The organism is Martelella alba (genome assembly GCF_006516955.1).
Lineage (GTDB): Bacteria > Pseudomonadota > Alphaproteobacteria > Rhizobiales > Rhizobiaceae > Martelella > Martelella alba.
Genome location: NZ_VHLG01000008.1, coordinates 1 through 25768 on the forward strand (window position 1 = coordinate 1; position 25768 = coordinate 25768).

Sequence of the window (25768 nt, forward strand, 5' to 3'; positions counted from 1 at the left end):
GAACATTGCGAAACGCACTCCTTCTCTTCGGATGCGTATCAATTCGCAACGACGCCTATCGTCGGCAATGTGGGGCGCAGACAGCGCTTACGGAATGACAGGGTACCTTTGCCATGATCTTCATGAAGAACACATCGCCCGGCCGGGCCTGTTTCGCGTCGATCGCCTCAAAGCCAGCTTCAGTGAAGTGATCGACAAGCAGGTTTTCGCCGTCATTCCACCATTCCCGTGATCGGGCAAAGTCCGGCAGGTGGAATTTTCGGGTCTGCCAGTACCATGAGCGCACAAGCCCGTAGCAATCAAAAATCCCCGGAATGAAGCTGCGGCCGATCAGATCGGTGTCGAGGATCTGATCACCCCACCAGAGCACCGGTGTCGTTACCTCGCCGTCAGTGCTGACAATGCCGAAGGGGATAGCAGCGGCGATCTGGCTTTGCATGTCGGCGCCGGACGGCCAGTGCGGATGACGTTTTGCATTGTGGCTATGGATCACCGCTTCGGGTTTCAGCGTCAGCCAGGTATCGGCCGGCATCTCGAAACCGTCTTGCGGGTCTGTGGCAATGTTTTTTACACGGACATAGACGCCCTTCGACACCACGCCGCAGGCCTCTTGCGGCCATACCTCAAGCGCGTGGGCGCGCGCCGCCCCCTCGACTGTTTCGTCAAACATGGTTGTGATCCTTCAGGATGCCCGGCCGACACCGGGAAAGGCCCGCGTCGGCAGGCCAGAAGTGCCGAAGCGCTTGACGCAGCCAGACTGTAAGAGCTTGCTGCACTTGTCTTCCGAGACAGAGACGGCATTGCCCGCCCGGTCAAAGCAGGCCGAGCCGGTATAGGGGCAGGTCACGCCGGCATAATCGAACTGCCCCGTCTCGCTGTTGAAGCGCCGGTAGCTATGCGTGCAGGCGCTTTGCAGCACCTGACGGCCGGGAAGCTGACGGCCCTGCTGATCCATGGCGGCAGCCAGCGTCCACTCGATAAACACGCGGTTCTGGTTGGTCTTCTGTTCGATCCGATAGGTGTCGATCGGAAAGAAGGCATCCGGGTCCGCATCTTCCATCCCGTCTAGAAAGCGCCGGAAGGTGCGGATCCGGCGAAAGGTGCAGCCGACCAGATCGCCGAACTCATTGATGACGGCAGACAGTGCGCCATTGACATTGGCGACCTTCAGCGTCGGGCGTGGCATGGTGCCTTGCGAGGACATTTCCCAGCCATCCGTCTCGATTGGTGTCGGGGCATAGGGATGACCGCCGAAGGAGACCTGCGCCTCCTCGAAGGCCGAAGAGGTAAAGCGATAGACACCGCCGCCGATCACCGTGGCGTCAAGCTCATAGAGATGGACGATATCATCGGCGACAAGGCCCTGTGCCGTGCCGGTGAGCGAATTGCCGGACTGTTCGGCAACCAGCATCACGCCAAAATGCGAACCGGTCATTTGATCAGCGCCACAATCTCGGCAGCCGTAGTGCCGGTCGCCAGAACCTTTTGAGCCTTCACCGGCAGGACGGTATTGCCCTGAACCAGATAGGAAGCGGTGACGCCATCCATCTCGACCACCACCGCACCGCCCATACCGATATGCAGAGCGACAACGCCGGTCAGAACCGTCGTATCAGACGGCATGACAGAGGCGTGTTTCGCCGCCGGCGCCATAGCATCGGTCGCCGCCGCGGTCGTCTCACTTGCCGCCCTGATCGCAGCCGTCGCGGCATTGATCGCTTCCGCCGCCGCGCGTGTAGCCTCACTGGCGACCTTGATTGCCGTCTGCAGTGCCGTTGCCGTATCAGACAGGCCATGACGCGGGCTCAGCGATCCGTCATCATTGGTTTCTGCCGCAATCGGGCGCTGGACGCCACTGGCGTCGTTGACGTTGAGATTGGTCATGCAGTCACCTCAGAGATCATAAACGCGCTCAATCGACGCTGTGATCGTGTCATGGCCACCACCGGCGCCGGTGCGTGACCATTGTTTGCAGCGGAAGAGCTTTGCCTCGTGCTCGCGCGGCAGGGTCCATTCAAACGGATGGACACCGCGCAATGATAGAAAGAAGGCTTCAATCTGATCAGCCTGGGAAAGCGTCAGGCCCGGCCAGATAGCGTTGAACGCAATGCCGGTCGTATTCAGCCCGTCCCCTGCCCGCTGGCTGTATCCGTCACCGAAATTGCTTTCGAGTGTGCGGATCGTAATGTCCTTCGAACTCTGGATCGAAGGACAGGCTGGAGGCTCAAACTTGTCTGCCATCAGAAAGCCCCTCCCGCCAGAAGCCCGCGCGGCCGCAGATTATCGCGCAGCCGTGAATCAACCATCGCCTCAAGCTGCTTTCGGAAGGCCTGCCCCATGGCAGCAGCGTCTTTCGGATCCGTGCCATCCGGCACAGAGACGTTGATATCGCCGAAGGAAATGGAATTGCTGACTGCGCCCGAATTTGCAGATGTTTGCACGGAAGCAAGCCTATGATTGGGGATGACCTGACCGCCACGTGGCAGGTTAACAAGCTCAGGGCCGCGCTCCCCCACCCACGAAAGCCCGCCCTGTGTGAAGTTTGTCCCGGTTGCATGCCCCGGAATCAGACTGGATAGCAGCCCGCCGCCAAACAGCCCGCCGAGCGGGCCATCACCGAAGAGCGCCGCCTGTGCGGCCGCCTCAACCATCTTGTTGATGAAGGTGTCGAGCGCATCATTGCCCGTCTCAATGGCGGGAACCAGCGCCATAAAGCTGTCCTTGGCCGTATCGCGGAAGAATTCGGCGGTGTCGGTCGCCTTCTTTTGCTTGCTATCCTGCGCTTCGATTGCCTTGGTCAGCTTTTCGATCGCCGCCCGTTCGTCTTCCGTGGCATCGGCACCAGCCCGGCGAAGGTTTGCGAAGACCTTCTTTTGCTCGGCCGACATGGTCGACATGTCGAGTTCGTCCTGAAGCGCCTGGATCAGGTCTTTGACGGCATCCTTTTCCTTTTTGGTTGAGGCACCGCCGCTCTTGCGGGTTTCGGCAAGCCGGGCCTTCTTTGCCGCAAGACTGGCCTCAGCTTTGGCCTGAAGCTCCTCTTCCGTCGCGCTGCCGCCGGCCTTGGTATATTGCGCACGGATCCGCTCGATTTCCTGCTCGAGAGACAGCTGATCGGCTGTCAGGCTGTTCTGGTGGTCAATCTCAGCACTGACCTTGCGGTTTGCAGCAAGCTTGGCTTCCAGTGCCTCGCGCCCGGCATTGTAATCATCCAGCTCTGCCATGCGCCGCGCGACGGCGCCATCGGTCGTGACATCCACAGGATCAAGCACCGTATCGTCCTCGGCAGATCCACCATGGGCCATAGCACCCATTTTCGCGCCGGCGGCCTGCGCCTGGACAACCTTGTCATGCGCACTTTCGACAAGCGCCATGAAGTCCCGCATGCCCTGCAAAAGCTCGCCGACCTTGGTCGTGACATCGATGACGGCGGATTTGAAGTTGGTGCTGACGATCAGCGCCATGGCTTCCCACTGGGCGTTGATATCCTCTGCCTTCTTCAGCAATTCCTCATCCATCACCGCGCCCATGTCACGGGCTTCCTGACGGGCATCGGCAATGCTCTGGGCACTGTCATCCATCAGCGAGGAAAACTGCTCGGCAGCCGTTCCGCCGAACATCTCATCAAGCACACGGATTTGCGCCGCCTTGTCCAGCTGCCGGATTTTTCCGATCAGCGTTTCGAACATCTTTGCCGGATCATTGAGCATGCGGGAAAGCTGCCGGGCATTCAGCCCGAGACGCTGGAAGGATTCAGCAGCAGAGCCGCCGCCCGTCTTGACGAATTCATCGGCGCGAAGCTGCATTTCCTTCAGACCATCCGTCAGCGCATCAACATCGACTTTCGATTTTACCGCGGCGTATCGCAGTTCCTGGAACGCCTCGAAATCGACACCGGCGGTCTTAGCCGCCTTTCCGAGATCGGTCACAGCATCCACCGTTTCATGCACAGCGGAGACAACTGCGCCAAGGCCGAGCGATGCGGCGATGCCGGCGGGGCCGGCACTCAGAACGCTGAAGGCCTCGCCAAAGACATTCCCGAGACCGCCGATCTTCGATTTGATCGCCATGAAGGAGCTGGCAGTATCATTCGCCGCCACCCGCGCCTGCATGCGGATCCGAGTCATGGCGCTTTTGAATTCGGTATCATCCGCACCAATTTTGACAGGAATATCCGGTCTGCTCATGGAGCCTTCCCCTTGCGAATGGATTTCTGCGGACCGTGCCCGGCAACGATTGCCCGGATCCGATCACGACTGACCGGACTTGGCGAACTGGCTTTCCCGGTCACGCCATCAATGGCCATGACAAGCTCTGCAGGCGTCGCCGCCCAGAATGTCGCCGGCGTCCAGCCGATCTTTTCCGAACCGATCGCAATCTGGAAAAGCGTGCGGATATGATCCGCGATCAGGACACCGGCTGGTCTTTTTTTGCCGAGACGGCTGCCTCTACCTGCTCGGAGACAGACACGGTTTCGCGCAAGCTATTGCCCGCCTCGATATGGGCGGTCAACGCCTTCTCGATCGCCTTGCGCCAGTTCGACTGGTCGGCGGCCGAGATGTTTTTGTCGGAGAGCACTTTCGCAGCAAGCTCGGCCGCCTGTTCATCCGTCTCGGTGACGGCAAGACAGCGGATGGCGCAGGAAACAGCGAAGGGTTCGAAGCCCAGAAGGCGCTGATAGATCTCATCCATCGAGCGGGCGCCAATCGCCTGTGACAGCCGCATCAGCCCACCAAAGGTGACGGCCACGACAAAGGCCTTGTTGCCAATCGTGACCGCTGCCTCACCGCGCAAAGGGTTTGCGAAGGCCGTCGTCATCAGGCCGCCGCCTCAAAGGCGACATCGCCATCGAAGACGCCGGCAAGATCGCAGGTCATTTCGGCGGTCTTGTCGCCCTGGAAGTTGGCAGAAAGCATCCGCATCGGACCTTCAAACGTCCCGACGCCCGGCACAGTGACCTGATAGTCGTTCAGCGATTGCCCGAGGATATCCTGCAGCACCAGCGCCTGCGTTGCCGAAGAGACATAGGCGCCGGATCCTGACCAGCGCACCGACTGGACGCCGCCAATCGAGGAATATTTGAGGACGCCGCCCGGATTGTCGCAATCCGGCCTGGTCGTATCGACTTCCTCATTGTTGATGTTGAGTGAACGCTGTTCGACTACGCAGACGATATCGAAGGTTTCGGCATCATTCTTGCGCTTGATAATAAGTTCTCTGCCCAGGGCCATACCCAGGATCCTTTCGAAACAATGATGGAGGGGAAACGCTCACCAGAGCGCGACGATATCCGAAGCCGTGGTGCCGCTCGCCTTCACGCGGGCAAAGACGCCCAGCACATAGCCGGTCGGGTGGTTCTTCAGCGTCACTTCCGTGCCGCCCCTGGTGATGCCGCAGATGTCACCGCCCTGCCCGAGATAGAGCGTCGAGGCCTGCGGCAAATCGGTATCGTCATCCGGCACGACAGGCGCACCGAACCAGAAGGGCTGGTCAAGACCGCCCTGTTTGGATGTGGGGTTCATGGAGTTTTCTCCCTGGGGACCGGTTCTGAAAACCGGAGAGTGAATGATTGATTTGGCCGTCTTCGTCGCCAGACCGACCTTTATCTCGGGCTGTTCGTCGCACTGAAACTTCAAGAAAAAGCTGACATAGACAGACCATCCTAAATAAAAGCAAATAATATCAATTGATTAATCATAAAACTCTAAAGTCGATATACAAACTCCAGAATTGACGCTATTCAATAAAATTTATCGCACTATATATCTGGTTCTCTGTTTCAACTGGACCCGCCGATGACATGAGAGAACTCTTTGAACGAGCTCAACATGGAACCCATGCCTCGCAACGTGACCTTCATATTATTCTGGACGCATTGCCAATTCCTATTTCCTGGGCCTACACCTCGAGCGGCGAGATCCAATTTGTAAATCTCGCCTTCAAGCAGCTTTTTGGCTACCGCGATGACAGCTTCAAGACGGTCGCTGACTGGATTGAAAACAGTTACGTCAAAGAATCGGACAGGAAGCTGACGAGACAGAGATGGCAAGATATCTGGCAGCCAGCGGGCGTTGGAATTTCCGAAGTTCTACCGATTGAACTCGATGTTCGCTGTGCAGATGGCTCCATCGTGACGGTCATCCACCGGGGAACGCTCCTTCATGATATCGGGATCGCGATTGCCACGTTTGAGGACTTCACTGCTCAGAAGCGAGCAGAAGAAGCACTTCATCGCCTGTCCTTCGAGGACCCGCTTACCGGAGCAGGAAACAGACGCGCCCTCCAGATGCAATGGGAAAAAGAAACGTCGGCGCGACTGGGAGATCAAACGCTGCCGCTGACAGTGCTGATGCTAGACCTTGACGGTTTCAAAGCGGTCAACGACAGCCTCGGACACGACATTGGCGATTCTATTCTGATTGAAACCGCCAGGCGAATTCAGCAATCCCTTCAAGCCAATGGAGCACTTTTCCGTTTTGGCGGAGACGAATTTGTCGTGCTGCTTACAGGCTTGGTTACGGCCAAGGAGGTGGAATTTCAGTGCACGCATATAAAGCAAGCGATCAGCGCCCCTTTCAAACACGTTAGTGACCATATTCGTCTCGGAATGACAATCGGCATTAGTCAATGGCCCGAGGACGGTCCAAATTTAAGCGACGTACTGAAGAAAGCGGACCAAGCGCTTTATAGCATGAAGAAAACGAACAAAGGAGGCTGGCAATGGCACGCTCAGCCCCAAAGCAATCATTAAGGCTATTCGATTTCACGCGATAAAAGATAAGATAGGTCAGTTACTATTCGGCACTGGCGTCAGCATTGCCCGCCAGCGTCACATAATCCACCACATAAGTCAGCGCCCCAATCCCAAGCGAGATCCCAGTCGCGCGATCGACATAATGCCGGCTTTCGTCCAGCACCATTTCAATCACCAGACCGTCGAGCTTGATTGCAGCGCCAAGCGCCGTCTCGATCTCGACCGCCAGCCGGTCAAACTCGATATCGGGATCTTCGGCCTTGAAGTGGACGATGATATCGATCGGCAGGCGCCGGTCGTAACCATCCTCACCATTCGGCCCGGCACAGGGGCGAATGGTTGCCGTCTCCTGCTTTTCCGACCATGTGGCGGTCAGCGCCGGAAGAAGGCTTTCGCGGATTGCCTCGGTGCGGGCGCGTTTGACCTTGCCAGCGCCGGAGAATTCCGGGATGGCCGAAAGCCGGGCGAGAAGCGCGTCAAAAATCTGTGTTCGCATATGCGCCATCAGACATTGCCTTTCAGGAAGAGCACCTTCATCGCCCGGCCGTCATCGGCCTGATTGGCGATTTCGAAGGTTTGGCCGTTGATCTGAACGCTGTCGCGCTGGCTTTCGAGATCATCGAGGCCAGTTGCCGGAACGCTGAGCGTTTGCGTGATGCCCTCAACATCCTGGCCAAATTCGTCACCGAGATCGCGGCCGATTTTCTGCCGCAGGATCCCGCGCACCGGCTTTGCCTGCACGACACCGTCGATCGTAAACAGGCAATCGACATTGCCGAATGCCCCGGCAAATTCCTCACCGAGGCCGGCAAACAGCTGTGGCCGGGCGATGCTCATGTCTTGTCACCCGTGTCACCGCTATTTGCGGACTGAAGCTTTTGCAATTCATCGGCAAGCGTGCCGTTATCCTCTTCCAGCTGATCACGCTCGGCCGTCATGGTCTTGAGATCTGCAGCCAGCTTGTCGCGCTCGGCGGTCAGTGCCGTCAGATCCGCACTGCCACTCTTGCTGGCCCTGGTCAGTGCATCCCGCTCGGCCGTCAGGTTGGTGACCTGATCGGCAAGACTGTCGCGCTCTTCGGTGAGCGCTGCAATCCGCCGGTCGCTGGTGCTGCCCTCGGCCGAGGTCCTGAACAGGCCGAACACCTGATCGAGGTTGTCGGCAGCAGCATCACTGAGGCCCTTGTCGGTGATCGGTACATCCTCACCCGGCGCATAGGTCTTGTTGCCAAGCTTCACCGTTGTGTTGAACTTTCGCGTCTTTGCCATTGTTATCGTTTCCATATTTTGGAAGGGGTGCCGGGCGGATGTTGCCGCCCGGCGATCAGGATCAGCGCACCAGTGCAAACAGGCTGGCATTCGGCTCCGGCGCAATCGGCAGCGGGGCGGCCTGCGTCTGGCAGACCGTGCGCGAGGGGTTCTTTTCCGTCCACATGTCGGGGAAACGGGCCATCGGCAAAAGCGCCTGGTCATCGAGGATGGCGCCATAGCCGAAGTGGCCCATAAAGCCCTGCGGATCCATCACGCCAACGCCATAGCTCGGCCAGAAGTTGCCCTTCACGCCGCCGGTCGTATAGCCCTGCGAATACTGCACGAAGGTGATCTCGCCGATCACACCGAGAACCGCCGAATACTTTCCCTCAGCCCCGGTCGAAACAGGGCCGAACTCCATCGAGCCAGACGCCTGACGGCGGTTGTCGAGCATCTTCTGGAACCGCTCGGAACGCTTCAGCAGCGTCGCAGCCCCCGGCCCCAGCGTCACCTCACGGGCGGTGAAGCCATCAGTCAGCGCCAGCAATTCGATCCAGTCTTCGATATCATCGAAGGGGTCAATGCCACTCTCGCCCCAGCGGGCCGCAGCTGTCAGTGCGATGGTCAGCGATGCGTCGCGGCCGAAGTCGACCGTCTGCGTCGGATAGTTCTCGCCCTCGACAACCACCTTGCCGGTGCGCAGGACCGCCGAGCACATTGCCTCTTCGCGCCGGGTGATCCGCATGTCCTGATCGTCGATGATTGCGGCAATGTTATAGGCATAGCGCTCTTCCGGCGACATGACACCAGCAATTGCTTCACCCGGAACACGGATCAGATTGCCGTTCGGCCGTAGCGTATTCTGCGGCTTGACATAGGCGGGCTTCAGGCTGGTGGCCTTGAAGCCGCGATTGGCGGCATCCTTGCCCGGCACGTCGGGATGAACGAAGGGAGCAAGCTCACGATCGGGAATGATCTTGTCAAAGACAATTTCTTCCTGCTCGGAAAGCACGGTGGTCGAGAAATAGCGATTGCGCAGGAAGGCTTCAGGGCGATCGCGCGGCGGCAGAACCGTGACCAGTTCGGCCGTATTGAGAAGAAAGTTTTCCATCGGAATTTATCCTGTCGAGAAGAAGGAAGAACGGGGCGCTCAGATCAGTGTGCGGACATAGAGGCCCGAGCCGTTGCGGCGGAATGCCTGCTCAACGGTCGTCGCATCGTGACCATCGCCAAAGGTGAGCTTGTCGGCAGCGACACCGGCCGAGAAATAGGCCTGCGCCTGGACATCGCCGCCCGTGGCATCGACATCGAAGGCCAGCACACAATCGGGCGTTTCCGAACCATCGCCGGCCGCTGCGACCGACAGAATGTGCTTGGCCGAAGCGGTGATTTCGCCGAGAACGGCGCCGCGGTCGAGAACCTGACCGGAAGCAATCGTCACCGTGCGGGTGGTGACCGGAATGTCAGAAACAATCAGGTCGTTGGGGGCATAGCTTGCCGTATTCATGGGAGAAGACTCCATTGAGGATTTCCGCCGAAAGAGCGGGAGGTTCAGGATCTGCCGCGATCAGCGGCCGTGACGGGCTTTCATGGCGCTGCCGACGGCGGCAAGAAGGGATTGCTTTTCGGATGCGGCAGAGGGGGCACCGCCAGCGCCGAGCTTCGGCGTCTTGCCGGCCATCCGGCCCGCAAGGCGGTTGCCGTTCGACGTTGCAGCCGAGGCGTTCAGAATGGCGCTGGCCTCGGCAAAGCTGTGCGAGGTGCTGAACGCCAGATGCGCTGCAAGGCCTGCATTGGCCTCGGCCTTCGGGTGCATGAGGATCGCCTGGATCCGCTTGCGCTCGGCCGTCCGCGCCGACATCTGGCTGCCCTCGTCGCCATCAGGTTCGTCTTCCGGGTTCCCCTCGCCCTCACCTTCAGCACTCGGATCGTCGGAGTTATTGGCGTCGTTGGGATCGTCTTCCAGTTCTGCAGGCGGGTTATCCTTTTCCGGGTCGGCATTGCCGGGATCGCCTTCCATGCGGTTCTGGCCGCGCACGGCAGCCAGCACGTTCGCGGTAAACCCGCGCGTGATCTGTGACATCTGTTTGTCCTCTTGGGTTTGGTTGGTGGATCAGGCCGCAGGGCCAAGGGCAGCCTCGAAGGCGGCAAGCACCTGCGAGGGGCGTTGAACGGCATCGGCAAGACCAGCCTCAACCGCCTTCATGCCGCGATAGACGCCCGCCTCCGTGGCAAGGGCCGCCTCTGTCGTCAGCCGCCCGGCGCGATACCGGGCAACCGTTTCTGCAAATTCGACGCGCATCTCTTCCAGTTCGGAAAGCTCGCGCGAAAGCACATCTTCGGGGATGGCCTCATAGGGGTTGAGATCGGCCTTGTGGGCGCCAGCCTTCAGGATGGTGACCGCAAGGCCTTCTTTCTTCAGCCAGCCGCTGACATCGACATGCATCGAGACAACGCCGATGGAGCCGCAGACACCCGTTGACGGGATCACGATCATCCGCGCGGCCGCGGCCAGAAGATAACCGGCCGAACAGGCATGATCGGTCAGAACGGCAATGGTCGGCTTGGCGGTGGAAAGCTCAAAAATCTTTTCGGCACAGTCGAAAGCGCCGGTGACCTCACCGCCAAAACTGTCGATTTCGAGAATGACACCCCTGATACTGTCATCGAGGCGGCAGTCATCGGCCTGAATGCCGATCCCCTCATAGGAGGTGACACCGCAGGACTTGCCGATGAAGCTGCCCTTGTTGACCAGCGAGCCTTCAATCTCGATCAGGCCAATCCCGTCGCTGGCACGGCGCACGCCATTATAGACCTTGTTGCCCCAGCCATCTTTTGCCTCGCGGATCGTCTCGCCGATCAGCCCCATCTGTTCGGATCCCGCCTCAGGCAGGCCGAGCACGCGTGGGCCAAAGGCCCGGCCGATGGTTTCGGCCTTGCCCGGATGCAGCATCAGCGGGGTGTTGAACATCCGGCTGGCGATTTCGGGATAGTTCATTGTCTTGCCCTTCCATGAATGGCGGGGATACCAAGCGGATGACGGCGGGCGCCCCGCCCGCTTCCGCTCGGCTGGCCGCTGCTGCGGCCGTTGACACTGTCCTCGACCTCGCTGTCCTGATCGGCCTCATCCAGCGACGGCGCCGGGGGATTACCCTCTGCGGGCACAGCCTCAGCCTCGGCCGGATGCGTCAGGCCAAGGCTGCGATAATAGCGGGCCTCACGTGCCAGCTGATCGGCGTCCATCTTCCAGTCCCGGCCCTGTTCGGCCGATTCCTGCTGCAGCGTCGTCAACCGCCGGTCAAGCCGCTCACCGGCAGCCTGTGCTTCACGCAGCGGATCAATCCAGCCCCTGCCCGGCCCGATCCAGTCGGCATGGCACCAGGCGGCGGGGTTCTCTTCAAACGATACCGCCCCCTCAGGCAGTTCGATCAGGCCCTTGTCGAACACCTCTTCAAGCCATGCCCGATAGACCGGCGCCATGAACTGGGCGGCAAAGCCCGATTTCTTCGCCGTGAAGCCGCGCCAGATCTCCAGCAGTGCCGCACGGGCCGAGGAATAATTGACCTGGCTCCAGTCCATGGTCAGCTGCTCATAGGTCAGCCCCACGGCCGATGCGATCTTGCGGAGCGCCGCATTGACGAACACCTCAAAATTGGCGTTCGGGTGCTCGGGCTTGGTCAGGTTTGCTTTCTCACCCGGCAGCAATGTATTGATGCGAACACCGGGCAGGTTGATCGGTGCTGCCCCGTAATAGGCCTTCTGCGCTTCCGACATCTCGCCATAGAGCTTGCCGAGCGCACCATCACCGCCCTCGGCATCAAGGGCGGCCATCATCTCCTCGGGATCAAATGGCGTCTCGATAAAGGCCGCCATGATGGCGTTCAGCATTGCCGCCTGGCTTTCAAAATCCTCGTAATCCGTCGATTGCTTGATCGACCGCATGATCGGCGCCCAGTCGGACGCCCCGCGTGTCATTCCCGGCCGCTTCGGATCGAAGGCATGAACGACAATCGGCCTTCCCCATTCGGTGGCGCGGGCCACATATTCCCATGACCAGAGCTTGGTGTTGCCGGCAAAAAGGTCGCCCGGATGGCTCTTGCGGAAGTGATAGCCAAGCGGTGCGCCATAATCATCAATCGCAACACCGTCGCGCAGATGTTCACTGTCGAGCGTGCCTTTCGGGTTGGAACACCGGGCTGGATCGATCATGTGAATGGCGGTCTGGAACAGTGGCGCATCATCCTGCCAGACCACAACACCGAAGGCCTCACCTTCCGGGCCGAAGCGGTTGCGCGCAGCAAGGCCGAGGATCCCGGCCATGTTCTTGGTGCGCTCGGCATCGCACCACATATCAACGTCCTGGGTATAGTCCCGCCAGAGCCCCTCAATCTGGGTCGCGATTGCCTCGGCCTGATCAAAGGTCAGCTTCAGCGTCACATGATTGGGACGGGCGGCAAGCTTCCAGCCGGCGCCGATGATGTTATCGACCAGACGCGATGTGCCGGCAGCGCCCCAGCCGTCATTGCGGGCAACATCATTCAGCCGGTCCACAAGCGTCGGGCGTGACAGCGACAGCGCCGACTGGCCGGAATAGTTGCCCGCCTTCCAGCTGGCAAAGCTCGGATGATCAGATGCCGCTCCCTGATAGGGTGCCCGCGTCACCGCAGCACCGGAGACACTCACCATCATCCGGTTCCGCGTTGCCTGAAGCCGGGCCGACTGCCGGACAGCAGCAGGCAGCGGCTTGTTGTCAGGTCCATAGAGTTCCACTGTCATCCGAAGATCACCCCTCGCCCACGCGGACGGCTGGAAGAGCGAATGCCAAGCTTTGTCTCGAGGCCGCGGATATAGGCCCGGAGCGACGCCCGGTCGGCGCCGGAATAGGTGACCGTCTCACCGTCATAGGAAAGCGTCACCGCACTGCGGCCGGTTTCCAGCTTGTGGAGCGCAAGCCGTGCCTCGGAAAGCTGGCTTTCCAGCGTGATGCGTTCCTCTGTCGTCATGGTGTCCTGCCGTTTCTCTGTGCCGCCCGGCCAGCGCGCCGCATGGCTGCGGCAACGCGATCCGGGACGGTTGTTTGTGTAGGTTCAGCCGCTTCGGCACGTTCTTCCTGCGCCCGGCTGACGGCCTCGGCAACAGCGGCAAGATTGCCGATCAGATCTTCGAGATCGCCCTGCCGTTCCGGCTCAAGCTTCGCCAGTTCCTCGGCGCGAACATCCCAGGCCTCATCGCTCCAATAGGGAACGCCAAGCCGGATTGCGGCGGCGCGCGACTGGTTCATCATGTCGAGCACTTCATTGCGCTGGCCTTCGGGAAGCTTCCAGCGCCAGCGCGGATAACCGCTGCGGTCCTTTTCCTTGACGCGAACCTCAGATGTTGCCTGCTGATAGAAGGCATCACCAAGGCCGGTGGCAAAGCGGATATAGCCCGGTGCTTCCGGGTCATCCTTCTTAAAGTCCCGGTAAAGCCCGATCTTCATCACCGAGGCGTTGAAGTTGAAGAAGCGGGTCGACCACTTCTGTTTCTTCGGCCGGCCGTTCTTGTCATATTCCCGCACCTGGCTCAGCAAAGGCGCTGTATCGCGATTGTCACCGCGCACCATGATCACCTTCGAGCGCGGATAACCGCGAACCCAGAACCAGACATCTTCGGTATAGGCATTGCCGTCGATGCCGACACGATCAATGCTGCGTGGCTTGCCATTCTCATCAGGCCAGCGTCTGGCAATCAGCTGATCGAGCGCCTTCATCACCTGCGGCTCTGAGATATGGCCGGAATGCTCACGATAGCCGGCAAGATGACTGCCCGCCCGGCTGTCGATCACACCGTAATCGATCACCGCGCTGATCTTGTTACGGCCCCATCCGCGCAGCAGCCACTCGACACGATCACCCTGAACGTCAATGCCCATGGTCAGCGCCAGACTATCGGCCGGAACGATGCCACGTTTAAAGCCGGTCGCATCAGCGCGGTCGCGCAGGTCTTCCCAGTCCACCGCCTTATTGTCTGCCTCAAAGGCAAGGCCAAGCGTGTCGTTGAAGAATACCTGTTCGGCGCCGGTGCCCTTGTCCTTATCGTCGGCGCCACCGGCCTGAACCTTCAGCCAGGCCCGCGCAATTGCCTCCCAGCTTTCAAGCGGCGAATAGGGCACCCAGATATGAAACGAGCGATGGTAACGCGCCCGGTCGGGATATTTGGCAATCCATTTTGCCCCGTTCTTCGGGTCGACCATCCATGCGCGATGGTGTTCGTGGATCTCGCAGCCGCATGCCGTGCAACAAAAATGCGCAGCCTCCGGGTGTTCGGGATCGATGTGATCGCGCATATTCTCCCATTCGAGAACCTGCAGTTCTCCGCAATGGGGGCACGGCACATGATAGCGCTCCTGCGTACCAGCGAGATAGTTCTCGGTGATCCGGCAACCCGGCGCAATCAGCGGGGTCGAGATCTTGAAGACCTTGCGGTTGAAGAAGGCCTTTGACCGGCTATCGGCCTGCACCTCCGGGTCACCGGCTTCATTCATCCCCCATTTGGCAAGGTCGTCCTGCACCTGGGCGCGCGGCGAGATCATCGACAGGCCGGCGGCCGAATTGGCACCCGCCGCCTGCACCGCGCCACGCCCGTCGATCCGTTCCTTGTAAAGGATCGAATTGCCACCGTCGCGGCTGCCATCGGCAAACAGAGCCCTGACCGAGGTCGTCTCGCGCAACAGCGGCATCAGCTTGGTCTTTGACCAGCGCGAGGCGTTTTCTTCTGTCGGGTGGACATAGAGGAAGTCGCAGGGGTCAAGCTCCAGCGTGCCGAGCAGGAAGATATTGGCCAGCACCGTGCCACCGACCTGTGCGGATTTGGCCAGCGAGACAATCGAACAGGGATCATCCGGCGAAAGCGCCTTCAGGATCTCCGAGAAGAATGGAAACATGTCCTCGCGGTAAGGGCCGGGAAAGGCCGAGATCCGCTCGGAGAAGACGATGTTGTCCTTGGCCCAGGCGAGATAGTCGACCGGTGGTGGCGGCTCGCAGACTTCCGCCAGCGCCTCATAGATCAGCCGCAGCGGGTTGAACAGGATCGTCATGGTCTGGCATGTCCTCGTCATCCGGCGCTTCAAGCGTCTCCGGCGTCTTGTCCCTGATGGCGCGAAACGCCTCGGCTGCGGCCTGCCGGATCGACCGCCATTTGCGGGTCAGTGCCTTTTGCAGGTCCCGCTGCGGCAGGCCGAACTCTTCAGAAAGCGCCGTTGCCAGATCCGGCAGCCCCTGCTCCATCACCTTGAAGGCTTCCGAGATCCCCCGACCGGTCTCGCGCTTTGCGTCTTCCGTGCGGACATAGATGCCCGCCTCTTCACGTTCCTGCCGCGCCATCTGGGCGGTCTTGTATTTTTGCTGTTGCAGCCGCTCGCGGGCGAGAAGCTCGGCAAGATCCTCCTCAGGTGACGGCGGGCGGAGCGGCAATTGCCCCGCCCCGCCCGGCCGCGCTTCGGCACGGGGGAAATCAGCCTGTTTGCGAACTGTGGCTGTCGCTGCTTTCCCGTTGGCGCCAAATCCTTGTGCGGGATCGATTGAAAGACCGAGCTGGGCGATGGCTCGACCAGGACGGATCCGGGCAAAGCGCCCCTCGCCCTCGATCGCATCGCCATGGATCTGCCCGGCGCTTAGATATTGCGAGACCCGGCCGGGTGAGACAGCAATCAGCGCTGCAAAGGCGGCCTTGGTCATGCTCTCAGGCATGGGTTCCATGGTGGCTAAACTCACCCTGTCTTTAGTTTAGGCTTGGACTTTAGGCTCAAAAATCCGGCTCAGACTGGCCAGACCGCGCGGTGCCAAATACCCGCGTGGCCACCGGCCCCAGGTAGGACCCGCCGAATTTTGCCGAGAGGCTGAAGCCCTGCCGTCAGTGCTTGGCGAAGGTCTTGCGGAACGCCCGTTCAAAGGTACGCTCCTTTTTGGCGCGAACAACCTCGGCCACGATCTCGGCAAGCTTCAGCCGTTCGGTGTAGGCCGTGGCCGTGACAAACAGGATGACCGGATAGAAGCTGCGATCCGGCGCACGGCCTGAGAACCAGATGCCCCGCGCCAGATCAGACCGCCCCTCAGGCACGAAGAACTGATAGGCCCTGGCCTTGCGCTTCCGCCGCTTGCTGTCTTTCGACACACGCGTGGTGCCCGAACCACGATAGTCGATCTTCAGATCACGCATGACGCGGTTCAAAAAGCCTTGCGTCATGTTGCCGTATCGGTCGAGCGGCGTCTGCCTTGCTGGCACGGCAACCTCATTGCGCCGCATCAGTCCGCGCCCGATCAGCTGTTGTTCAAACGCCTTGTGCCCGCGCATGCCGCCCTGAATTTCCGGGCCGAGGAAGGCCGTGGCCGGAAGCCCGCCTTTCGTACGGTCACCCGTCGCGACAACAGCGGAGTTCCGGTTCGAAAGCGTCGCATTGTCGTAGACGATGCCGCGCACCGCGTAAGGCGTCGGCCGGTCAAACACCGTCTTCATCCGGGTCTTCACCTCGCGCATGGCGTCATAGGCCAGCCAGTTCAACGCAAGCACTTCCGCCTTCGGCATAAGCTCGCGTTGCACCGAGGTCATCTTCGCCTCGAAGCGGGAAAGGTCGATGTCGATGTGGGCTGAAAACATAAGCGAATAGCCCGTCTGGCAAACGCCAGACGGGCGCCGTCCTAAAAATCAGGGTGCGCCGTAAGATTTCGTAAAACCATGGCACAACATCAGGTCTCTGCGCCAAGGTCGTCAAATGAATACTGAAATCGAACCCATGGGTACGCCACGACCTACCCAAAGACAAGCTGCCGTTGCCCCTCAGTTTGTATTTTAGTAAATCAATATTTAAGGCATCGGCCTAAACTACAAAACCTAAAATGAGAGGCGACCTTGGGGGTATGGTCGCATCTCTCAGGGGCCTTCAGAGCACACACACCCATTCGCCGTCATGGGGGCGACGGCGAATTTGGGGACCTCTATCCCAGGCTCAAAAAGGTAGTGTGAATATAGCGAAGACAACCAATGCAAGCAACAACTAAAGCGATACAAACTTACATGTAATTACATTTAGTTGTTTCGGGAAGACTACGAGTGAACTCGCAATCACCCATTTTGAGGACGAGGAGTGTTCAATCGTCATCGTCTGAAAGGGAGGCATAGCTCACGCACTGGCCCTGAAGTGGTTCGGCCTCTGTTCGGCCGTTTCAGGGCTGGGTCCGGGCGTGAGAGCAAGCTCCACTGAGAACCGGATCATCCGTTAGCGCATATAGATTCACAGTTTCTCGAGGATTGCAAGGGGGATCAGCATCGGCGTTTTTCGTCCCATCAGCTCAACCTCCACCACAGCGTCCCCACGACCGTCTGAGCGGGCATTCACGATCTCTCCCGACAGCCCGGCAAAGACACCATCGCCGATCCGAACAGATTCCCCCGGCTGGAACCGGCTTGCCGCCTGACGCTGCCAGTCATAATCGCCCGTCTGTGAGCGTCGAAGGATTTCCGTTACCTTCCAGTGCGTTATCGTGAACGGTTTATCCCATCCGCCAAGAAGACCCGACACGTGATCGAAGCCGTAGAAGGCGTTCAGCGCCTCATTCGAGACGGCAAATCTGACCAGCAGATAGCCGCCCATCAGCGGCATGTCGCTTGCAGGAATGATCCGTCCACGACGCTTGCGGGCTGGTCCTTTTCGCATCGGCAGCGCCGTCTGCACACCGGCTGCGATCAGATCTTTTTCCACCGTGCATTCGTGCCCCTGCTGCACCTCGGCAACGAACCACGGTGCATCATCGGCCACCGGTTCGCGCAATGCCGGACGCTGGCGGATGCTGATCGCCTTCAGCCGCTCCTCGAGCTTCAGGCGCGCATCCCGAATGATCTGCCCGTCGATATCCTGCCGCACCATCATGCCACCGCCTCACTTGCCCTTGCCCGTTCGAGCCGTTCGAAGAATGCCTCAAGCGCCACGCTTGGCGCTCCACCCTGAAGCGGCGGAAAGTACACCCAGTCCTGCCGCCCCGTATCCGGCAGCCATGGCCAGCCGCGCTTATCGTGCTCTGCCTGCCATACCTGCCAGATCTCGCCATCAACCCGCACAGCCTCGAAGCCATCGCCGAGCATGGCGATCGCCCGGCTCACCCGAACGCCCTTGGCAGGCTCACGAATGGCCTGCGCATGCATGTCGTTGACTGCAGGCCAGCCCATCTTGCGCATGCGCTCCAGCTTCACCGCGGCCCCGTCATAAAGCCCTGCCGCGATCTGGCGCTGATAGAAGGCCGAGAGCGGTGGCAGGCGTCGGCATGGTGCGGCAAGACGAGCGAAGCGTTCCGCCATCCATGAACGGCCAAAGGTCGAGCCGATCGTCGGGCCATTGGTGGAGGCGACGCGTTCCGGCACCACGGACCAGCGCTTTTCCTTCAGATAGGTCGAGGCGGCATGTTTCACCTGCCTGCCATTGATCGCCTCAAAGGCCAGATAGGCCTCAAGCTGGCTTGCTGCGGCCTGTCGGTCTTCCTCGGCAAGCGCCTGCCATTCGGCAAACGCCCGCTCATAGGAATCATCGCCGCAGGCAGGCCAGAGCTTGTAGAACCGCATGAAGGCCTTGCGCAGCGCCTTCCGGTTTTCAGCATCACCGCGCATGGGCAGGTTCCTCCAGCGAGCGCCCGGCCGTGATCTGGGCAATCAGCTTGCGCGCCTTCGCTGCCATTTCCTTCCGGCGTTCCTTCTCCGCCTCGGTCAGTTCCAGCTGCAGCGATTCCCGTTCCTGCGCCGCCTCGAGATCCCGTTTTGCTTTCGCCCGTGCCCAGCGATCCGCCTTTGCGGCATCGGCAACCAGCACGGCAAGCTCTGCCGGGCGCGGCAGGAACGAGCGGAATTCGGGAAACTGTCCCTGCATCAGGCCGTTCGCCACATGCTTCAGGGCTTCAAGCGGCGCCGCGTTCAGCGCGATCCGGTAGGCCTTCAGTTCCAGCCCCGGTTTGATCGAGCTTGGCGCGATGAAGCCGAGATCGATTAGGCTGCCGACGATCTCGCCGGCCTGTTCCGGTGTCGCCGGGGTCAGCCTGTCTTCAAGCGCGGTAATCTCTGCGACCAATGTCGATGATTTTGCCACCAGTTCCGTCGTCATCTTCGCCTCTCATGGTTCTGGAAATTCGTTGTTGCCGTTCCTGCAGGTTCTCCCGGAAAGCCGGTGGTGATCGCGGCATCGGCTGCGGTGCGCTGACCGGCGCATCGTTCCACCGGTCCTGATTGAGCCAGGTCGCCGGATTGCACCACGGCCGGTCATCGCGCTTGGCGACATAACGGTTGAGCCCTGCAAGGATCGTCTCGAGATCGGCACGGGTCCGGGCTCTCATGAAGGCCTTGAGCGCTGCGGGCTTGGCCACCTTCTGCGGATAGGCTGGCCAGAACTGATCATCGAACTCGGCACTGAGCCCTGCGATATCGCCTGCCCTGCGTCTCGCCTCGGAAGCCTCGTTTCCGGCGATGAGGGGAACTTTCTTTTGGACCCCTTTAGGGGTCTTTTCTTTGAGGGGAGAATTTTTCTCTAGGGGGGTGTGGGGGGCTTTCTCTTTTTGCCCCTCGGCGTAACGCGTTACGTCACCCGTTACGCCTTGTGACGCCGCGTTACGCCTGTCGTCATTACCGCCATTTGCGAAAAGCCCCGTAAATTCGGGCTCTTTGCCGTTCTGCCACCTGTTCTCGCCATCCTGCAAAGCGTAACGCGTTACGTCACGCGTTACGCTTTGTGACGCCCTGTTACGCTGCTTCGCCGCCGTCTTGCGGGCACGGTAACGCTCTTGACGGATTGCCCCCGCCGAACGCGCCTCGTCCTCGAATGCAGCCGGGGCGTCAACCATCACACGACCGGCCAGCGCTTCCGCCGTCCGGCCGATCAGATCGGCATCAACCCCTGCCCGCACCATATCCGCAATCAATGTGGCGACGTCGCTGTTCACCGTACTTGCTCCCTCGCATAGTGCCGGCGCCATGGCGGCAGTTCGCGCAATGTCTCGAACACCTGTTCCGCGACGGCCGCGCATTTGCGCTTCTGCGGCCAGGACAGTTCGCCCGGCCCGTTGGCATCGGCAGCGCGGCGCTGATCAATGGCAAAGGCGCGTGCATCGTCGGCGCTGATCCGCTCGCTGCCAGCGCAAACCGTGCAGCGGACGCCATCGGCGAAATAGCCCCTGCCCTGACAATGCGGGCAGACAATTCGAATGATACGAGGCCCGCTCACCGCTTCACCTCACGCAAAAACTGATTATGAAGCGCACGTAACTCGTCCATCTTCGCCTGATGATCGAGCAAGGCGTTGCGCAACATCCTGCCCTGCTCGAAATGGTGAGAGAGTTCCGAACGCAACTTCGCACCCCTTACCTCGGAAGCTTCCATCCCCTCTCGAATCTTCACCACGAGCGGATTGCCACCTTCCGGGCCAAAGAAGGCTTCGCGCACCTCGCTCACCCAGGCGCGCGGGACCCCGAGGTCCTTGGCAACCGCCGCGTCCGTCCACGGCTCGACATAGGCGTCCGTGGAATAGACATCGTCCAGCTTGGCCGCGATGATCCGCCGGTCATCGCGTTTCATCACCGGCGGCGGGTCCGCCTTCACCATGGGTGTCGAAACAGTTGCTGTTGCTGCCTTCTTGGCCATGCGGTCTGTCCTCTTGAGATCGGTTTTGTGATTGCTAGAAGGGCTCGGCGGCAGGCTGAAATCAGGCTCTGCACAGGCAAAGGGCCGGTCGCCGGGGTAATCGCTGGCCTTGCAGGTGCTGCAGGCATAAAACCCGGCGCCATAAGAGATCCGGCAAGGCTTGCTCATTCCTCGCCCGTCCCAGCGCCACGGCGCGCACTTTCCGCCTTTTGCTGCAAGATCCCGGCATAGCGCAGCAACAGCGCCACCTTTTCCAGAATGTCGGCGCCCTCGCCGCGGTCGACATGACCGTCGGCAACGGATCGCAGCACGGTCTGGATCACATGATGAGCAGCCTCTTCAAAGGCGAGCAGATCCTCATGACCAAGCTCGCCGGACGGCCCTGCAAGATCCTCGTCACGCACCAGCCGGTAGCCAAGCTGCCGGGCCATTTCCCCGACGATGATCGGCGCGCCCGCTTCCATGTCCGCCTCGATTGCTATGTCGATCGGCATGAAAAGCTGGCTGCGGCGATCCGGGTCAAAGGTCCAGTATTTGGACAGCTGCCCCTGATTGACCCGCGTGACATACTGGAAGCGCTCAGGCCCGCCGCCCTGCACCACCGAACGCCGCGTCGTCTCACGCAGCCCGTCACATGCCCGCGCACCAAGAAGCCGCTGCATCAAATTCTCCTGTCTTGTGAATCGGTTCTGGGGAGGCATTCACTGCGCACGCGAAAACACCGCGCTAAACCGGTGAGGTCTGAGCCACGGTGTGAAAAAGCGATCAGCAGCAAGGCCGAAAGAAAAATCGAAATGCGCCGGGCAGAAGCGTGGCAAGAGCCCAAAAACCACGCTCCCGCCCGGCGCTGGCTCAAACCGATCCGGGAGGAAAAGACCGGTGAGCGAGGGGAAACAGTGCATCTGGTGGAAATCATCGGCGCGCCTCAGGCACCAACGCGACAAGCTCGGCAAGCCGCTCGAATGACACCCCTTCAATCCCACGCCCCTTGGCGGCATCGACCAACCGAACCCAATAGGCCGCAGGAATGGAGCCACGACGACGCATTGCCTTTGCCGCCTCATATCGCACGCCAATGTCGCGTGCGAACTCCGAGAGAGACGGCCATCCATTTATGATTTCAACATGTCCCATGCCGAAACAGGTACAATTAATACCAATTCAACGTCAAGCGAAAAGGTATTATTTATACCTTTCGATATCGGTACAATTTGCACCATGAAAAGTCGCCAAGAGCAAATTGAGAGGGAAGCAAGGGCTGAGCGCCTCAAGGAGGCTCGGCGCATGGCCGGCTTTGGCGGCGTCACTTCGGCAGCCGCTCAATTTGGCTGGAATGAGAACAACTACAAGGCCCATGAATCAGGACGTAACGGCTTCACCGTGACCGACGGTCGAAAATATGCCCGCGCCTTCAAGGTCTCGTTTCACTGGCTCTATCTTGGCGAAGGAAGTCCCACTCCGTCCGACAAGGAAGAGATGATCCCGCTGGTATCGTTCATCAGCGCTGGCAAACTCTCTGAACCCAATGGTCACTCCGAGCCGGAAAGCCAGACTCTTTTTCCTCGGTGTAACCTCCCTAACGGCGACTGGATCGCCCTGAAGGTCGAGGGGGACTCGATGGACCTCTATTCGCCACCAGGATCGATCATCTTCGTCAACAGACTGGAAAAAGACGTCGTTGACGGCGGTCTGTATGTTGTCATGACGGACGACGGCGATGCGACCTACAAGAAATTCCGCACTAACCCGGATCGACTGGAGCCGCAGTCGACCAACAAGGACCACGAGACGATATTCCCGCGTGGCCCTGTCAACGTCGTTGGGCGGGTTCACCGAACCTGGCTCGACTTTTCCAACTAGAGCAGCTGGAATATCGAACTTTTCCGCAGGGCCCGATTGCTCTGACCTGCCCTCCGAAAAAAGCCTACAGCCTTGATGAAGCGGACCGGGTTATCCGGCCCCACAAAACCATCTACCGCCTCCGGCAGAAGTAATAGTTGTGAGCGGTCTATTCCAGAATGATGCCCCATGAGGCATCATACCGGTGAGCGCTTCCGGTTGGAAACCTCCATCTCTCAATTCTCTCCTACCGAGCCAGCTAATGATCAATCATCACAATCCCTTAATCTCAGTAGCCCGACACACCGAACGCCTAAAGCTGCGCCCTCCGGGCGTGGGCGATCTTCCATTTCTAACGGCGTTATTTGCAAAGCCTGAGATGGTTGCTCATCGTCCAACTCCTCAGCCCGATAGTGCGGATGAATGCGCTGCCAGGCTGAAGAAAGACATGGCGCACTGGCAGGAACACGGCTTTGGGCGATGGGCAGTTATCGCGAACGGAAACCTGATCGGCTTCGGCGGCCTCACAGTTTCGAAAGAGTTCGATGGCCTGAACCTGTCCTACCACCTCGACCCTCAAAGCTGGGGAAATGGATATGCAACAGAGCTCGTTCGCGAGCTCTTGTCATTCGCGTTCAAAGAACTGAAAGCCCGTCGCATTATCGGACTGGTGCGCTCCGCAAATCCGGCATCCAGGAAAGTGCTGGAAAAGTGTGGGCTCAGCTTCGAATGCGAGGTGATGCTCCACGGTGCGCCCACAAATCTCTATACCATCACTCGCTAGAATTTTGGGACGGCCTCCCCACTAGGATCCTTAGCGCCTCATCGAAAACGCTTGCTCAATGCGTTCGCTGTCGCGACGAATAGACCAAATTGCCGTTGCATTATCTCGAGGTCCCTAAGGAGCTCACTCCATACGGGGAGAGCGGAATTCGACATTAGCGACGCCATCAAACCGCTTCGGGACGCCTGCCACTGGAACAGCCCCGACGCCGATCGAAAGTAGAATGGTATATTTTATACCATTTCCGCTTGACCCAGATTGGTACATTTAATACCTTTCCATTTGTCGGGCGGCCCCTCTGTTGCCCGATTGACCCCAGCACCCGCCGCAGCACTCACGATCCAAGCATGAGCCTGCGGCGGGAGATTGATCCGGGAAGGGAAACTCATGAAGCATCAGATCCGCACTTTTGCCGTCGCGACGCGAACCGCTGACGATATGCGCGAGGCTTTGGTGACCGGCCTGCTCGCCGGCTTCTGCCTCGGCCTCGGCGCCGTTGGCATGCTCGCCTACCTGTTCATCGTTTGAAAGGCGCCCCTCAATGGCACGCAGAGTAATACCGTTTACCGCAGATTCCGTGCGGCGCGTGATCAAGGCGGTGAAGTCCGCCGGCGTCGAGATCAGGACCGTCAGCGTCCGCCAGGACGGCACGGTTGTGATTAATGGGGATAACGGGGAAAACCAGCAGAATGAGCTTGTCGACCGTTCCCAGCCTGAAAACCTTTCCAGCTTCGATGATTATCGGGCCTGGAGGGATCGTGAGTGCGCGTCGTGACGGAGTTGAAGGGCGTGCACCGCGTAAGAAAGACGCTCGCCAGCGGCAAGGTGGTCTACTACCACTACGCCTGGCGCGGTGGTCCGCGGATCATGGCCGATCCAAAGAAGGACAAGGACGCCTTCATTGCCGAGTTTCGTTACCTGACGATGACGGCAAAGACCGAGGGTGTGCTGACGCTTGAAGGTCTGATCGAGGTCTTCACCGGAACGAATGACAAGCCCAATCCCGATTTCCTCGCTCTGTCCGAAAGCACCCAGCGCGATCACCTTTATGCCTTTCGCCTGATTCGTGAGAAATGGCCGCGCCTGCCGGCAAGGCTGACGCAGCAGCGCGGCATGAAGCGCGATATCATCGCGTGGCACCGGTCATTTGCCGAACACCCACGCAAGGCCGACAAGCTGCTGTTCTCGCTCTCCAAGGTGTTTTCCTACGCGATCAAGAACGAATATGTCGAAAAGAACCCCTGCACCGGCATCGATCGGCTTTATCGCGGGTCGCGCCGCGAATTCGTCTGGACGGACGACTTCATCGCCCGCGTGCGCTCCAGGGGAAAGCCCCACATTGTCGCCGCCCTCGAGGTCGCGGTCTATACCGGACAGCGCCAGGGCGACATTCTGGCCCTGACCTGGCCCCAATATGACGGCCAGCACCTGCTGATCAGGCAGGGAAAGACGGGCAAGCGGGTCAAGATCCGCGTGCACAAGGAACTCAAGAAACTGATCGACCGTCTCAAGAGCGAGGCCGAGAACCGCAAGATACGTTCCGCCTATATCCTGACCAACAGCCGGGGCCGGCCGTGGACCAAGGATGGCTTCAAGACGTCATGGGGAAAGCAGATGCGCGATCTCGGCATTGAAGGCGTCACATTCCATGATCTGCGCGGCACCTTCATCACCGACCGCCGCCGTGAAGGCTCGACCGTCGAACAGATCGCCAGCATATCGGGACACTCGATTTCCGAGGTCAGTTCGGTGCTGGAAAAGCACTATCTGGCAGACGATCAGCAGGCCAGCGATGCGGTGATTACGAGGATGGAAAGAACACAGCGGAAACGAAAACCGTAAACCGATGTGTAAACCGGCCTGTGTTTGGCCTATCGGCCATAGGCTAAGTTATTGAAAAGAATGGCGACCCCTGCAGGATTCGAACCTGCGACCGTCGGCTTAGAAGGCCGGTGCTCTATCCAGCTGAGCTAAGGGGCCGTATCCATGAGAAACGGGACGTCAATGCCTTATTCGGGCAAGAAATACAACACCGAAGCGCTTTGCCCGAACATTTCGTCCATTTGTCGGCACGCCAAAGCGGCCTTCACACAAAAGATCGCGGTTGCTTTCAGTGCGTCCAGGGCTGAGCCCGGTCGGAACGGAAATTGTCCGAATAGGAGACCGCCTTGCGTGTCGTCTCCTTTGGCTGCATGACCCGATAGGCAATCCCGTGGCGACGGGCATAATCCTCGGCTTCTTCCTGTGTTTCGAATCTCAGCTTCACCTGTTGAAGTGTATCCGTCGAAGAGGTGTAACCGAAAACGGGATCAATCTTGCGCGGCGCAGCCTGCTCAAACTCGAGGACCCATTCATGGGTCTTTGCCTGTCCTTGCTGCATCGCCGTTCTGGCAGGACGGTAAATCTTTGCCGGCATCGCGCATCTGCTCCCGAAATGTAAAAATTCTGTCTCGGCACCGGTCACCGGCGCATATCTGCTTATGCCGCGAT

General features: G+C 59.6%; 35 protein-coding genes and 1 tRNA gene. 6 read left to right on the plus strand and 30 right to left on the minus strand.

What is annotated here, in order from left to right:
• Positions 1-55: 55 nt before the first annotated feature.
• Genes FJU08_RS12685 through FJU08_RS12725 form a run of 9 tightly spaced genes read right to left on the minus strand, consistent with a single transcriptional unit; the run spans position 56 to position 5522 of the window.
• A complete protein-coding gene (locus FJU08_RS12685; protein WP_141149394.1) occupies positions 56-670 on the minus strand; it encodes an NlpC/P60 family protein in 615 nt (204 codons plus the stop codon).
• Positions 671-682: 12 nt separating this feature from the next.
• The gene (locus tag FJU08_RS12690; RefSeq protein WP_141149395.1) at positions 683-1435 is read right to left on the minus strand and encodes a phage minor tail protein L; all 753 of its coding nucleotides are present in this window, start codon (positions 1433-1435) and stop codon (positions 683-685) included.
• A complete protein-coding gene (locus tag FJU08_RS12695; RefSeq protein WP_141149396.1) occupies positions 1432-1884 on the minus strand; it encodes a spike base protein, RCAP_Rcc01079 family in 453 nt (150 codons plus the stop codon). The genes FJU08_RS12690 and FJU08_RS12695 overlap by 4 nt, the downstream gene beginning before the upstream one ends.
• A 9-nt stretch (positions 1885-1893) precedes the next feature.
• A complete protein-coding gene (locus FJU08_RS12700; RefSeq protein ID WP_141149397.1) occupies positions 1894-2241 on the minus strand; it encodes a phage tail protein in 348 nt (115 codons plus the stop codon).
• Complete coding sequence (locus tag FJU08_RS12705; RefSeq protein WP_141149398.1) at positions 2241-4187, minus strand: phage tail tape measure protein; 1947 nt, start codon at positions 4185-4187, stop codon at positions 2241-2243. Before FJU08_RS12705 ends, FJU08_RS12700 begins: the two co-directional genes overlap by 1 nt.
• Positions 4184-4411 carry a phage tail assembly chaperone gene (locus tag FJU08_RS23315; protein WP_141149549.1) on the minus strand — a complete coding sequence of 76 codons (228 nt, stop codon included), beginning with the start codon at positions 4409-4411 and terminating at the stop codon, positions 4184-4186. Before FJU08_RS23315 ends, FJU08_RS12705 begins: the two co-directional genes overlap by 4 nt.
• Positions 4408-4818 carry a hypothetical protein gene (locus tag FJU08_RS12715; RefSeq protein ID WP_181409840.1) on the minus strand — a complete coding sequence of 137 codons (411 nt, stop codon included), beginning with the start codon at positions 4816-4818 and terminating at the stop codon, positions 4408-4410. Before FJU08_RS12715 ends, FJU08_RS23315 begins: the two co-directional genes overlap by 4 nt.
• The gene (locus tag FJU08_RS12720) at positions 4818-5231 is read right to left on the minus strand and encodes a phage tail tube protein (protein WP_141149399.1); all 414 of its coding nucleotides are present in this window, start codon (positions 5229-5231) and stop codon (positions 4818-4820) included. The genes FJU08_RS12715 and FJU08_RS12720 overlap by 1 nt, the downstream gene beginning before the upstream one ends.
• Before the next feature lie 39 nt (positions 5232-5270).
• Positions 5271-5522: a spike base protein, RCAP_Rcc01079 family gene (locus FJU08_RS12725; RefSeq protein ID WP_141149400.1), complete on the minus strand. Its 252-nt coding sequence runs from the start codon at positions 5520-5522 to the stop codon at positions 5271-5273.
• 278 nt (positions 5523-5800) lie between these two features.
• Here FJU08_RS12725 and FJU08_RS12730 point away from each other — a divergent pair, with 278 nt between their 5' ends.
• Complete coding sequence (locus tag FJU08_RS12730) at positions 5801-6751, plus strand: GGDEF domain-containing protein (protein WP_141149401.1); 951 nt, start codon at positions 5801-5803, stop codon at positions 6749-6751.
• Positions 6752-6794: 43 nt separating this feature from the next.
• Here FJU08_RS12730 and FJU08_RS12735 read toward each other — a convergent pair whose 3' ends face one another.
• The 19 genes from FJU08_RS12735 to FJU08_RS12825 all read right to left on the minus strand — a co-directional run bounded on the left by FJU08_RS12735 (position 6795) and on the right by FJU08_RS12825 (position 21317).
• The gene (locus FJU08_RS12735) at positions 6795-7259 is read right to left on the minus strand and encodes a hypothetical protein (protein ID WP_141149402.1); all 465 of its coding nucleotides are present in this window, start codon (positions 7257-7259) and stop codon (positions 6795-6797) included.
• Complete coding sequence (locus FJU08_RS12740) at positions 7259-7591, minus strand: head-tail joining protein (protein ID WP_141149403.1); 333 nt, start codon at positions 7589-7591, stop codon at positions 7259-7261. Before FJU08_RS12740 ends, FJU08_RS12735 begins: the two co-directional genes overlap by 1 nt.
• Positions 7588-8022 (minus strand): hypothetical protein, encoded by a 435-nt coding sequence (locus tag FJU08_RS12745; protein ID WP_141149404.1) that lies wholly within the window; start codon positions 8020-8022, stop codon positions 7588-7590. Before FJU08_RS12745 ends, FJU08_RS12740 begins: the two co-directional genes overlap by 4 nt.
• Positions 8023-8083: 61 nt before the next feature.
• A complete protein-coding gene (locus tag FJU08_RS12750) occupies positions 8084-9115 on the minus strand; it encodes a major capsid protein (RefSeq protein WP_141149405.1) in 1032 nt (343 codons plus the stop codon).
• A gap of 39 nt (positions 9116-9154) precedes the next feature.
• Positions 9155-9526, minus strand: a complete 372-nt coding sequence (locus FJU08_RS12755; RefSeq protein ID WP_235890682.1) for a head decoration protein — start codon at positions 9524-9526, stop codon at positions 9155-9157.
• Between the two features lie 45 nt (positions 9527-9571).
• Positions 9572-10087: a hypothetical protein gene (locus FJU08_RS12760; protein WP_141149406.1), complete on the minus strand. Its 516-nt coding sequence runs from the start codon at positions 10085-10087 to the stop codon at positions 9572-9574.
• Between the two features lie 30 nt (positions 10088-10117).
• Positions 10118-11002, minus strand: coding sequence for a S49 family peptidase (locus FJU08_RS12765; RefSeq protein WP_235890683.1), 885 nt, complete (start codon positions 11000-11002; stop codon positions 10118-10120).
• Complete coding sequence (locus tag FJU08_RS12770; RefSeq protein ID WP_141149407.1) at positions 10999-12780, minus strand: phage portal protein; 1782 nt, start codon at positions 12778-12780, stop codon at positions 10999-11001. Before FJU08_RS12770 ends, FJU08_RS12765 begins: the two co-directional genes overlap by 4 nt.
• Entirely contained in the window at positions 12777-13007 is a 231-nt protein-coding gene (gene gpW / locus FJU08_RS12775; protein ID WP_141149408.1) for a gpW family head-tail joining protein, read from the minus strand. Before gpW ends, FJU08_RS12770 begins: the two co-directional genes overlap by 4 nt.
• The gene (locus tag FJU08_RS12780) at positions 13004-15079 is read right to left on the minus strand and encodes a phage terminase large subunit family protein (RefSeq protein WP_141149409.1); all 2076 of its coding nucleotides are present in this window, start codon (positions 15077-15079) and stop codon (positions 13004-13006) included. The genes gpW and FJU08_RS12780 overlap by 4 nt, the downstream gene beginning before the upstream one ends.
• A complete protein-coding gene (locus tag FJU08_RS12785; RefSeq protein ID WP_141149410.1) occupies positions 15042-15740 on the minus strand; it encodes a hypothetical protein in 699 nt (232 codons plus the stop codon). Before FJU08_RS12785 ends, FJU08_RS12780 begins: the two co-directional genes overlap by 38 nt.
• A 154-nt stretch (positions 15741-15894) precedes the next feature.
• Positions 15895-16638, minus strand: a complete 744-nt coding sequence (locus FJU08_RS12790) for a hypothetical protein (protein ID WP_141149411.1) — start codon at positions 16636-16638, stop codon at positions 15895-15897.
• Positions 16639-17272: 634 nt separating this feature from the next.
• Positions 17273-17908 carry a transcription termination/antitermination protein NusG gene (gene nusG / locus FJU08_RS12795; RefSeq protein ID WP_141149412.1) on the minus strand — a complete coding sequence of 212 codons (636 nt, stop codon included), beginning with the start codon at positions 17906-17908 and terminating at the stop codon, positions 17273-17275.
• Positions 17905-18639 carry a hypothetical protein gene (locus FJU08_RS12800; RefSeq protein ID WP_141149413.1) on the minus strand — a complete coding sequence of 245 codons (735 nt, stop codon included), beginning with the start codon at positions 18637-18639 and terminating at the stop codon, positions 17905-17907. Before FJU08_RS12800 ends, nusG begins: the two co-directional genes overlap by 4 nt.
• Positions 18629-19126, minus strand: a complete 498-nt coding sequence (locus FJU08_RS12805) for a hypothetical protein (protein WP_141149414.1) — start codon at positions 19124-19126, stop codon at positions 18629-18631. Before FJU08_RS12805 ends, FJU08_RS12800 begins: the two co-directional genes overlap by 11 nt.
• Entirely contained in the window at positions 19068-19958 is an 891-nt protein-coding gene (locus tag FJU08_RS12810) for a hypothetical protein (RefSeq protein WP_141149415.1), read from the minus strand. Before FJU08_RS12810 ends, FJU08_RS12805 begins: the two co-directional genes overlap by 59 nt.
• Positions 19955-20239 (minus strand): hypothetical protein, encoded by a 285-nt coding sequence (locus FJU08_RS12815; protein WP_141149416.1) that lies wholly within the window; start codon positions 20237-20239, stop codon positions 19955-19957. Before FJU08_RS12815 ends, FJU08_RS12810 begins: the two co-directional genes overlap by 4 nt.
• Complete coding sequence (locus tag FJU08_RS22770) at positions 20236-20823, minus strand: hypothetical protein (protein WP_181409841.1); 588 nt, start codon at positions 20821-20823, stop codon at positions 20236-20238. Before FJU08_RS22770 ends, FJU08_RS12815 begins: the two co-directional genes overlap by 4 nt.
• Positions 20820-21317: a hypothetical protein gene (locus FJU08_RS12825; protein WP_141149417.1), complete on the minus strand. Its 498-nt coding sequence runs from the start codon at positions 21315-21317 to the stop codon at positions 20820-20822. Before FJU08_RS12825 ends, FJU08_RS22770 begins: the two co-directional genes overlap by 4 nt.
• 463 nt (positions 21318-21780) lie before the next feature.
• Between FJU08_RS12825 and FJU08_RS12830 the strand changes: the two genes are divergently transcribed.
• The 5 genes from FJU08_RS12830 (at position 21781) to FJU08_RS12845 (ending at position 25120) form a co-directional block, all read left to right on the plus strand.
• Positions 21781-22515 carry a S24 family peptidase gene (locus FJU08_RS12830; RefSeq protein ID WP_141149418.1) on the plus strand — a complete coding sequence of 245 codons (735 nt, stop codon included), beginning with the start codon at positions 21781-21783 and terminating at the stop codon, positions 22513-22515.
• A 241-nt stretch (positions 22516-22756) separates the two neighbouring features.
• Positions 22757-23278 carry a GNAT family N-acetyltransferase gene (locus FJU08_RS12835; RefSeq protein ID WP_141149419.1) on the plus strand — a complete coding sequence of 174 codons (522 nt, stop codon included), beginning with the start codon at positions 22757-22759 and terminating at the stop codon, positions 23276-23278.
• A gap of 387 nt (positions 23279-23665) precedes the next feature.
• Entirely contained in the window at positions 23666-23806 is a 141-nt protein-coding gene (locus tag FJU08_RS22775) for a hypothetical protein (RefSeq protein WP_181409842.1), read from the plus strand.
• 13 nt (positions 23807-23819) lie between these two features.
• The gene (locus FJU08_RS12840) at positions 23820-24053 is read left to right on the plus strand and encodes a hypothetical protein (RefSeq protein WP_141149420.1); all 234 of its coding nucleotides are present in this window, start codon (positions 23820-23822) and stop codon (positions 24051-24053) included.
• On the plus strand, positions 24041-25120 hold the full coding sequence (locus FJU08_RS12845; RefSeq protein ID WP_141149421.1) for a tyrosine-type recombinase/integrase: 1080 nt from the start codon (positions 24041-24043) through the stop codon (positions 25118-25120). The genes FJU08_RS12840 and FJU08_RS12845 overlap by 13 nt, the downstream gene beginning before the upstream one ends.
• Positions 25121-25181: 61 nt before the next feature.
• Here FJU08_RS12845 and FJU08_RS12850 read toward each other — a convergent pair.
• Positions 25182-25258: transfer RNA gene (locus tag FJU08_RS12850), tRNA-Arg, on the minus strand.
• 130 nt (positions 25259-25388) lie between these two features.
• Entirely contained in the window at positions 25389-25694 is a 306-nt protein-coding gene (locus FJU08_RS12855) for an ETC complex I subunit (RefSeq protein ID WP_141149422.1), read from the minus strand.
• Positions 25695-25768: the final 74 nt, after the last annotated feature.

Coding starts and splice junctions, on each gene's coding strand:
- FJU08_RS12685 (WP_141149394.1), bottom strand. CDS start 670: ATGTTTGACGAAACAGTCGAGGGGGCGGCGCGCGCCCACGCGCTTGAG.
- FJU08_RS12690 (WP_141149395.1), bottom strand. CDS start 1,435: ATGACCGGTTCGCATTTTGGCGTGATGCTGGTTGCCGAACAGTCCGGC.
- FJU08_RS12695 (WP_141149396.1), bottom strand. CDS start 1,884: ATGACCAATCTCAACGTCAACGACGCCAGTGGCGTCCAGCGCCCGATT.
- FJU08_RS12700 (WP_141149397.1), bottom strand. CDS start 2,241: ATGGCAGACAAGTTTGAGCCTCCAGCCTGTCCTTCGATCCAGAGTTCG.
- FJU08_RS12705 (WP_141149398.1), bottom strand. CDS start 4,187: ATGAGCAGACCGGATATTCCTGTCAAAATTGGTGCGGATGATACCGAA.
- FJU08_RS12715 (WP_181409840.1), bottom strand. CDS start 4,818: ATGACGACGGCCTTCGCAAACCCTTTGCGCGGTGAGGCAGCGGTCACG.
- FJU08_RS12720 (WP_141149399.1), bottom strand. CDS start 5,231: ATGGCCCTGGGCAGAGAACTTATTATCAAGCGCAAGAATGATGCCGAA.
- FJU08_RS12725 (WP_141149400.1), bottom strand. CDS start 5,522: ATGAACCCCACATCCAAACAGGGCGGTCTTGACCAGCCCTTCTGGTTC.
- FJU08_RS12730 (WP_141149401.1), top strand. CDS start 5,801: ATGAGAGAACTCTTTGAACGAGCTCAACATGGAACCCATGCCTCGCAA.
- FJU08_RS12735 (WP_141149402.1), bottom strand. CDS start 7,259: ATGGCGCATATGCGAACACAGATTTTTGACGCGCTTCTCGCCCGGCTT.
- FJU08_RS12740 (WP_141149403.1), bottom strand. CDS start 7,591: ATGAGCATCGCCCGGCCACAGCTGTTTGCCGGCCTCGGTGAGGAATTT.
- FJU08_RS12745 (WP_141149404.1), bottom strand. CDS start 8,022: ATGGCAAAGACGCGAAAGTTCAACACAACGGTGAAGCTTGGCAACAAG.
- FJU08_RS12750 (WP_141149405.1), bottom strand. CDS start 9,115: ATGGAAAACTTTCTTCTCAATACGGCCGAACTGGTCACGGTTCTGCCG.
- FJU08_RS12755 (WP_235890682.1), bottom strand. CDS start 9,526: ATGGAGTCTTCTCCCATGAATACGGCAAGCTATGCCCCCAACGACCTG.
- FJU08_RS12760 (WP_141149406.1), bottom strand. CDS start 10,087: ATGTCACAGATCACGCGCGGGTTTACCGCGAACGTGCTGGCTGCCGTG.
- FJU08_RS12765 (WP_235890683.1), bottom strand. CDS start 11,002: ATGAACTATCCCGAAATCGCCAGCCGGATGTTCAACACCCCGCTGATG.
- FJU08_RS12770 (WP_141149407.1), bottom strand. CDS start 12,780: ATGACAGTGGAACTCTATGGACCTGACAACAAGCCGCTGCCTGCTGCT.
- gpW (WP_141149408.1), bottom strand. CDS start 13,007: ATGACGACAGAGGAACGCATCACGCTGGAAAGCCAGCTTTCCGAGGCA.
- FJU08_RS12780 (WP_141149409.1), bottom strand. CDS start 15,079: ATGACGATCCTGTTCAACCCGCTGCGGCTGATCTATGAGGCGCTGGCG.
- FJU08_RS12785 (WP_141149410.1), bottom strand. CDS start 15,740: ATGGAACCCATGCCTGAGAGCATGACCAAGGCCGCCTTTGCAGCGCTG.
- FJU08_RS12790 (WP_141149411.1), bottom strand. CDS start 16,638: ATGTTTTCAGCCCACATCGACATCGACCTTTCCCGCTTCGAGGCGAAG.
- nusG (WP_141149412.1), bottom strand. CDS start 17,908: ATGATGGTGCGGCAGGATATCGACGGGCAGATCATTCGGGATGCGCGC.
- FJU08_RS12800 (WP_141149413.1), bottom strand. CDS start 18,639: ATGCGCGGTGATGCTGAAAACCGGAAGGCGCTGCGCAAGGCCTTCATG.
- FJU08_RS12805 (WP_141149414.1), bottom strand. CDS start 19,126: ATGACGACGGAACTGGTGGCAAAATCATCGACATTGGTCGCAGAGATT.
- FJU08_RS22770 (WP_181409841.1), bottom strand. CDS start 20,823: ATGAGCAAGCCTTGCCGGATCTCTTATGGCGCCGGGTTTTATGCCTGC.
- FJU08_RS12825 (WP_141149417.1), bottom strand. CDS start 21,317: ATGCAGCGGCTTCTTGGTGCGCGGGCATGTGACGGGCTGCGTGAGACG.
- FJU08_RS12830 (WP_141149418.1), top strand. CDS start 21,781: ATGTCCCATGCCGAAACAGGTACAATTAATACCAATTCAACGTCAAGC.
- FJU08_RS12835 (WP_141149419.1), top strand. CDS start 22,757: ATGATCAATCATCACAATCCCTTAATCTCAGTAGCCCGACACACCGAA.
- FJU08_RS22775 (WP_181409842.1), top strand. CDS start 23,666: ATGAAGCATCAGATCCGCACTTTTGCCGTCGCGACGCGAACCGCTGAC.
- FJU08_RS12840 (WP_141149420.1), top strand. CDS start 23,820: ATGGCACGCAGAGTAATACCGTTTACCGCAGATTCCGTGCGGCGCGTG.
- FJU08_RS12855 (WP_141149422.1), bottom strand. CDS start 25,694: ATGCCGGCAAAGATTTACCGTCCTGCCAGAACGGCGATGCAGCAAGGA.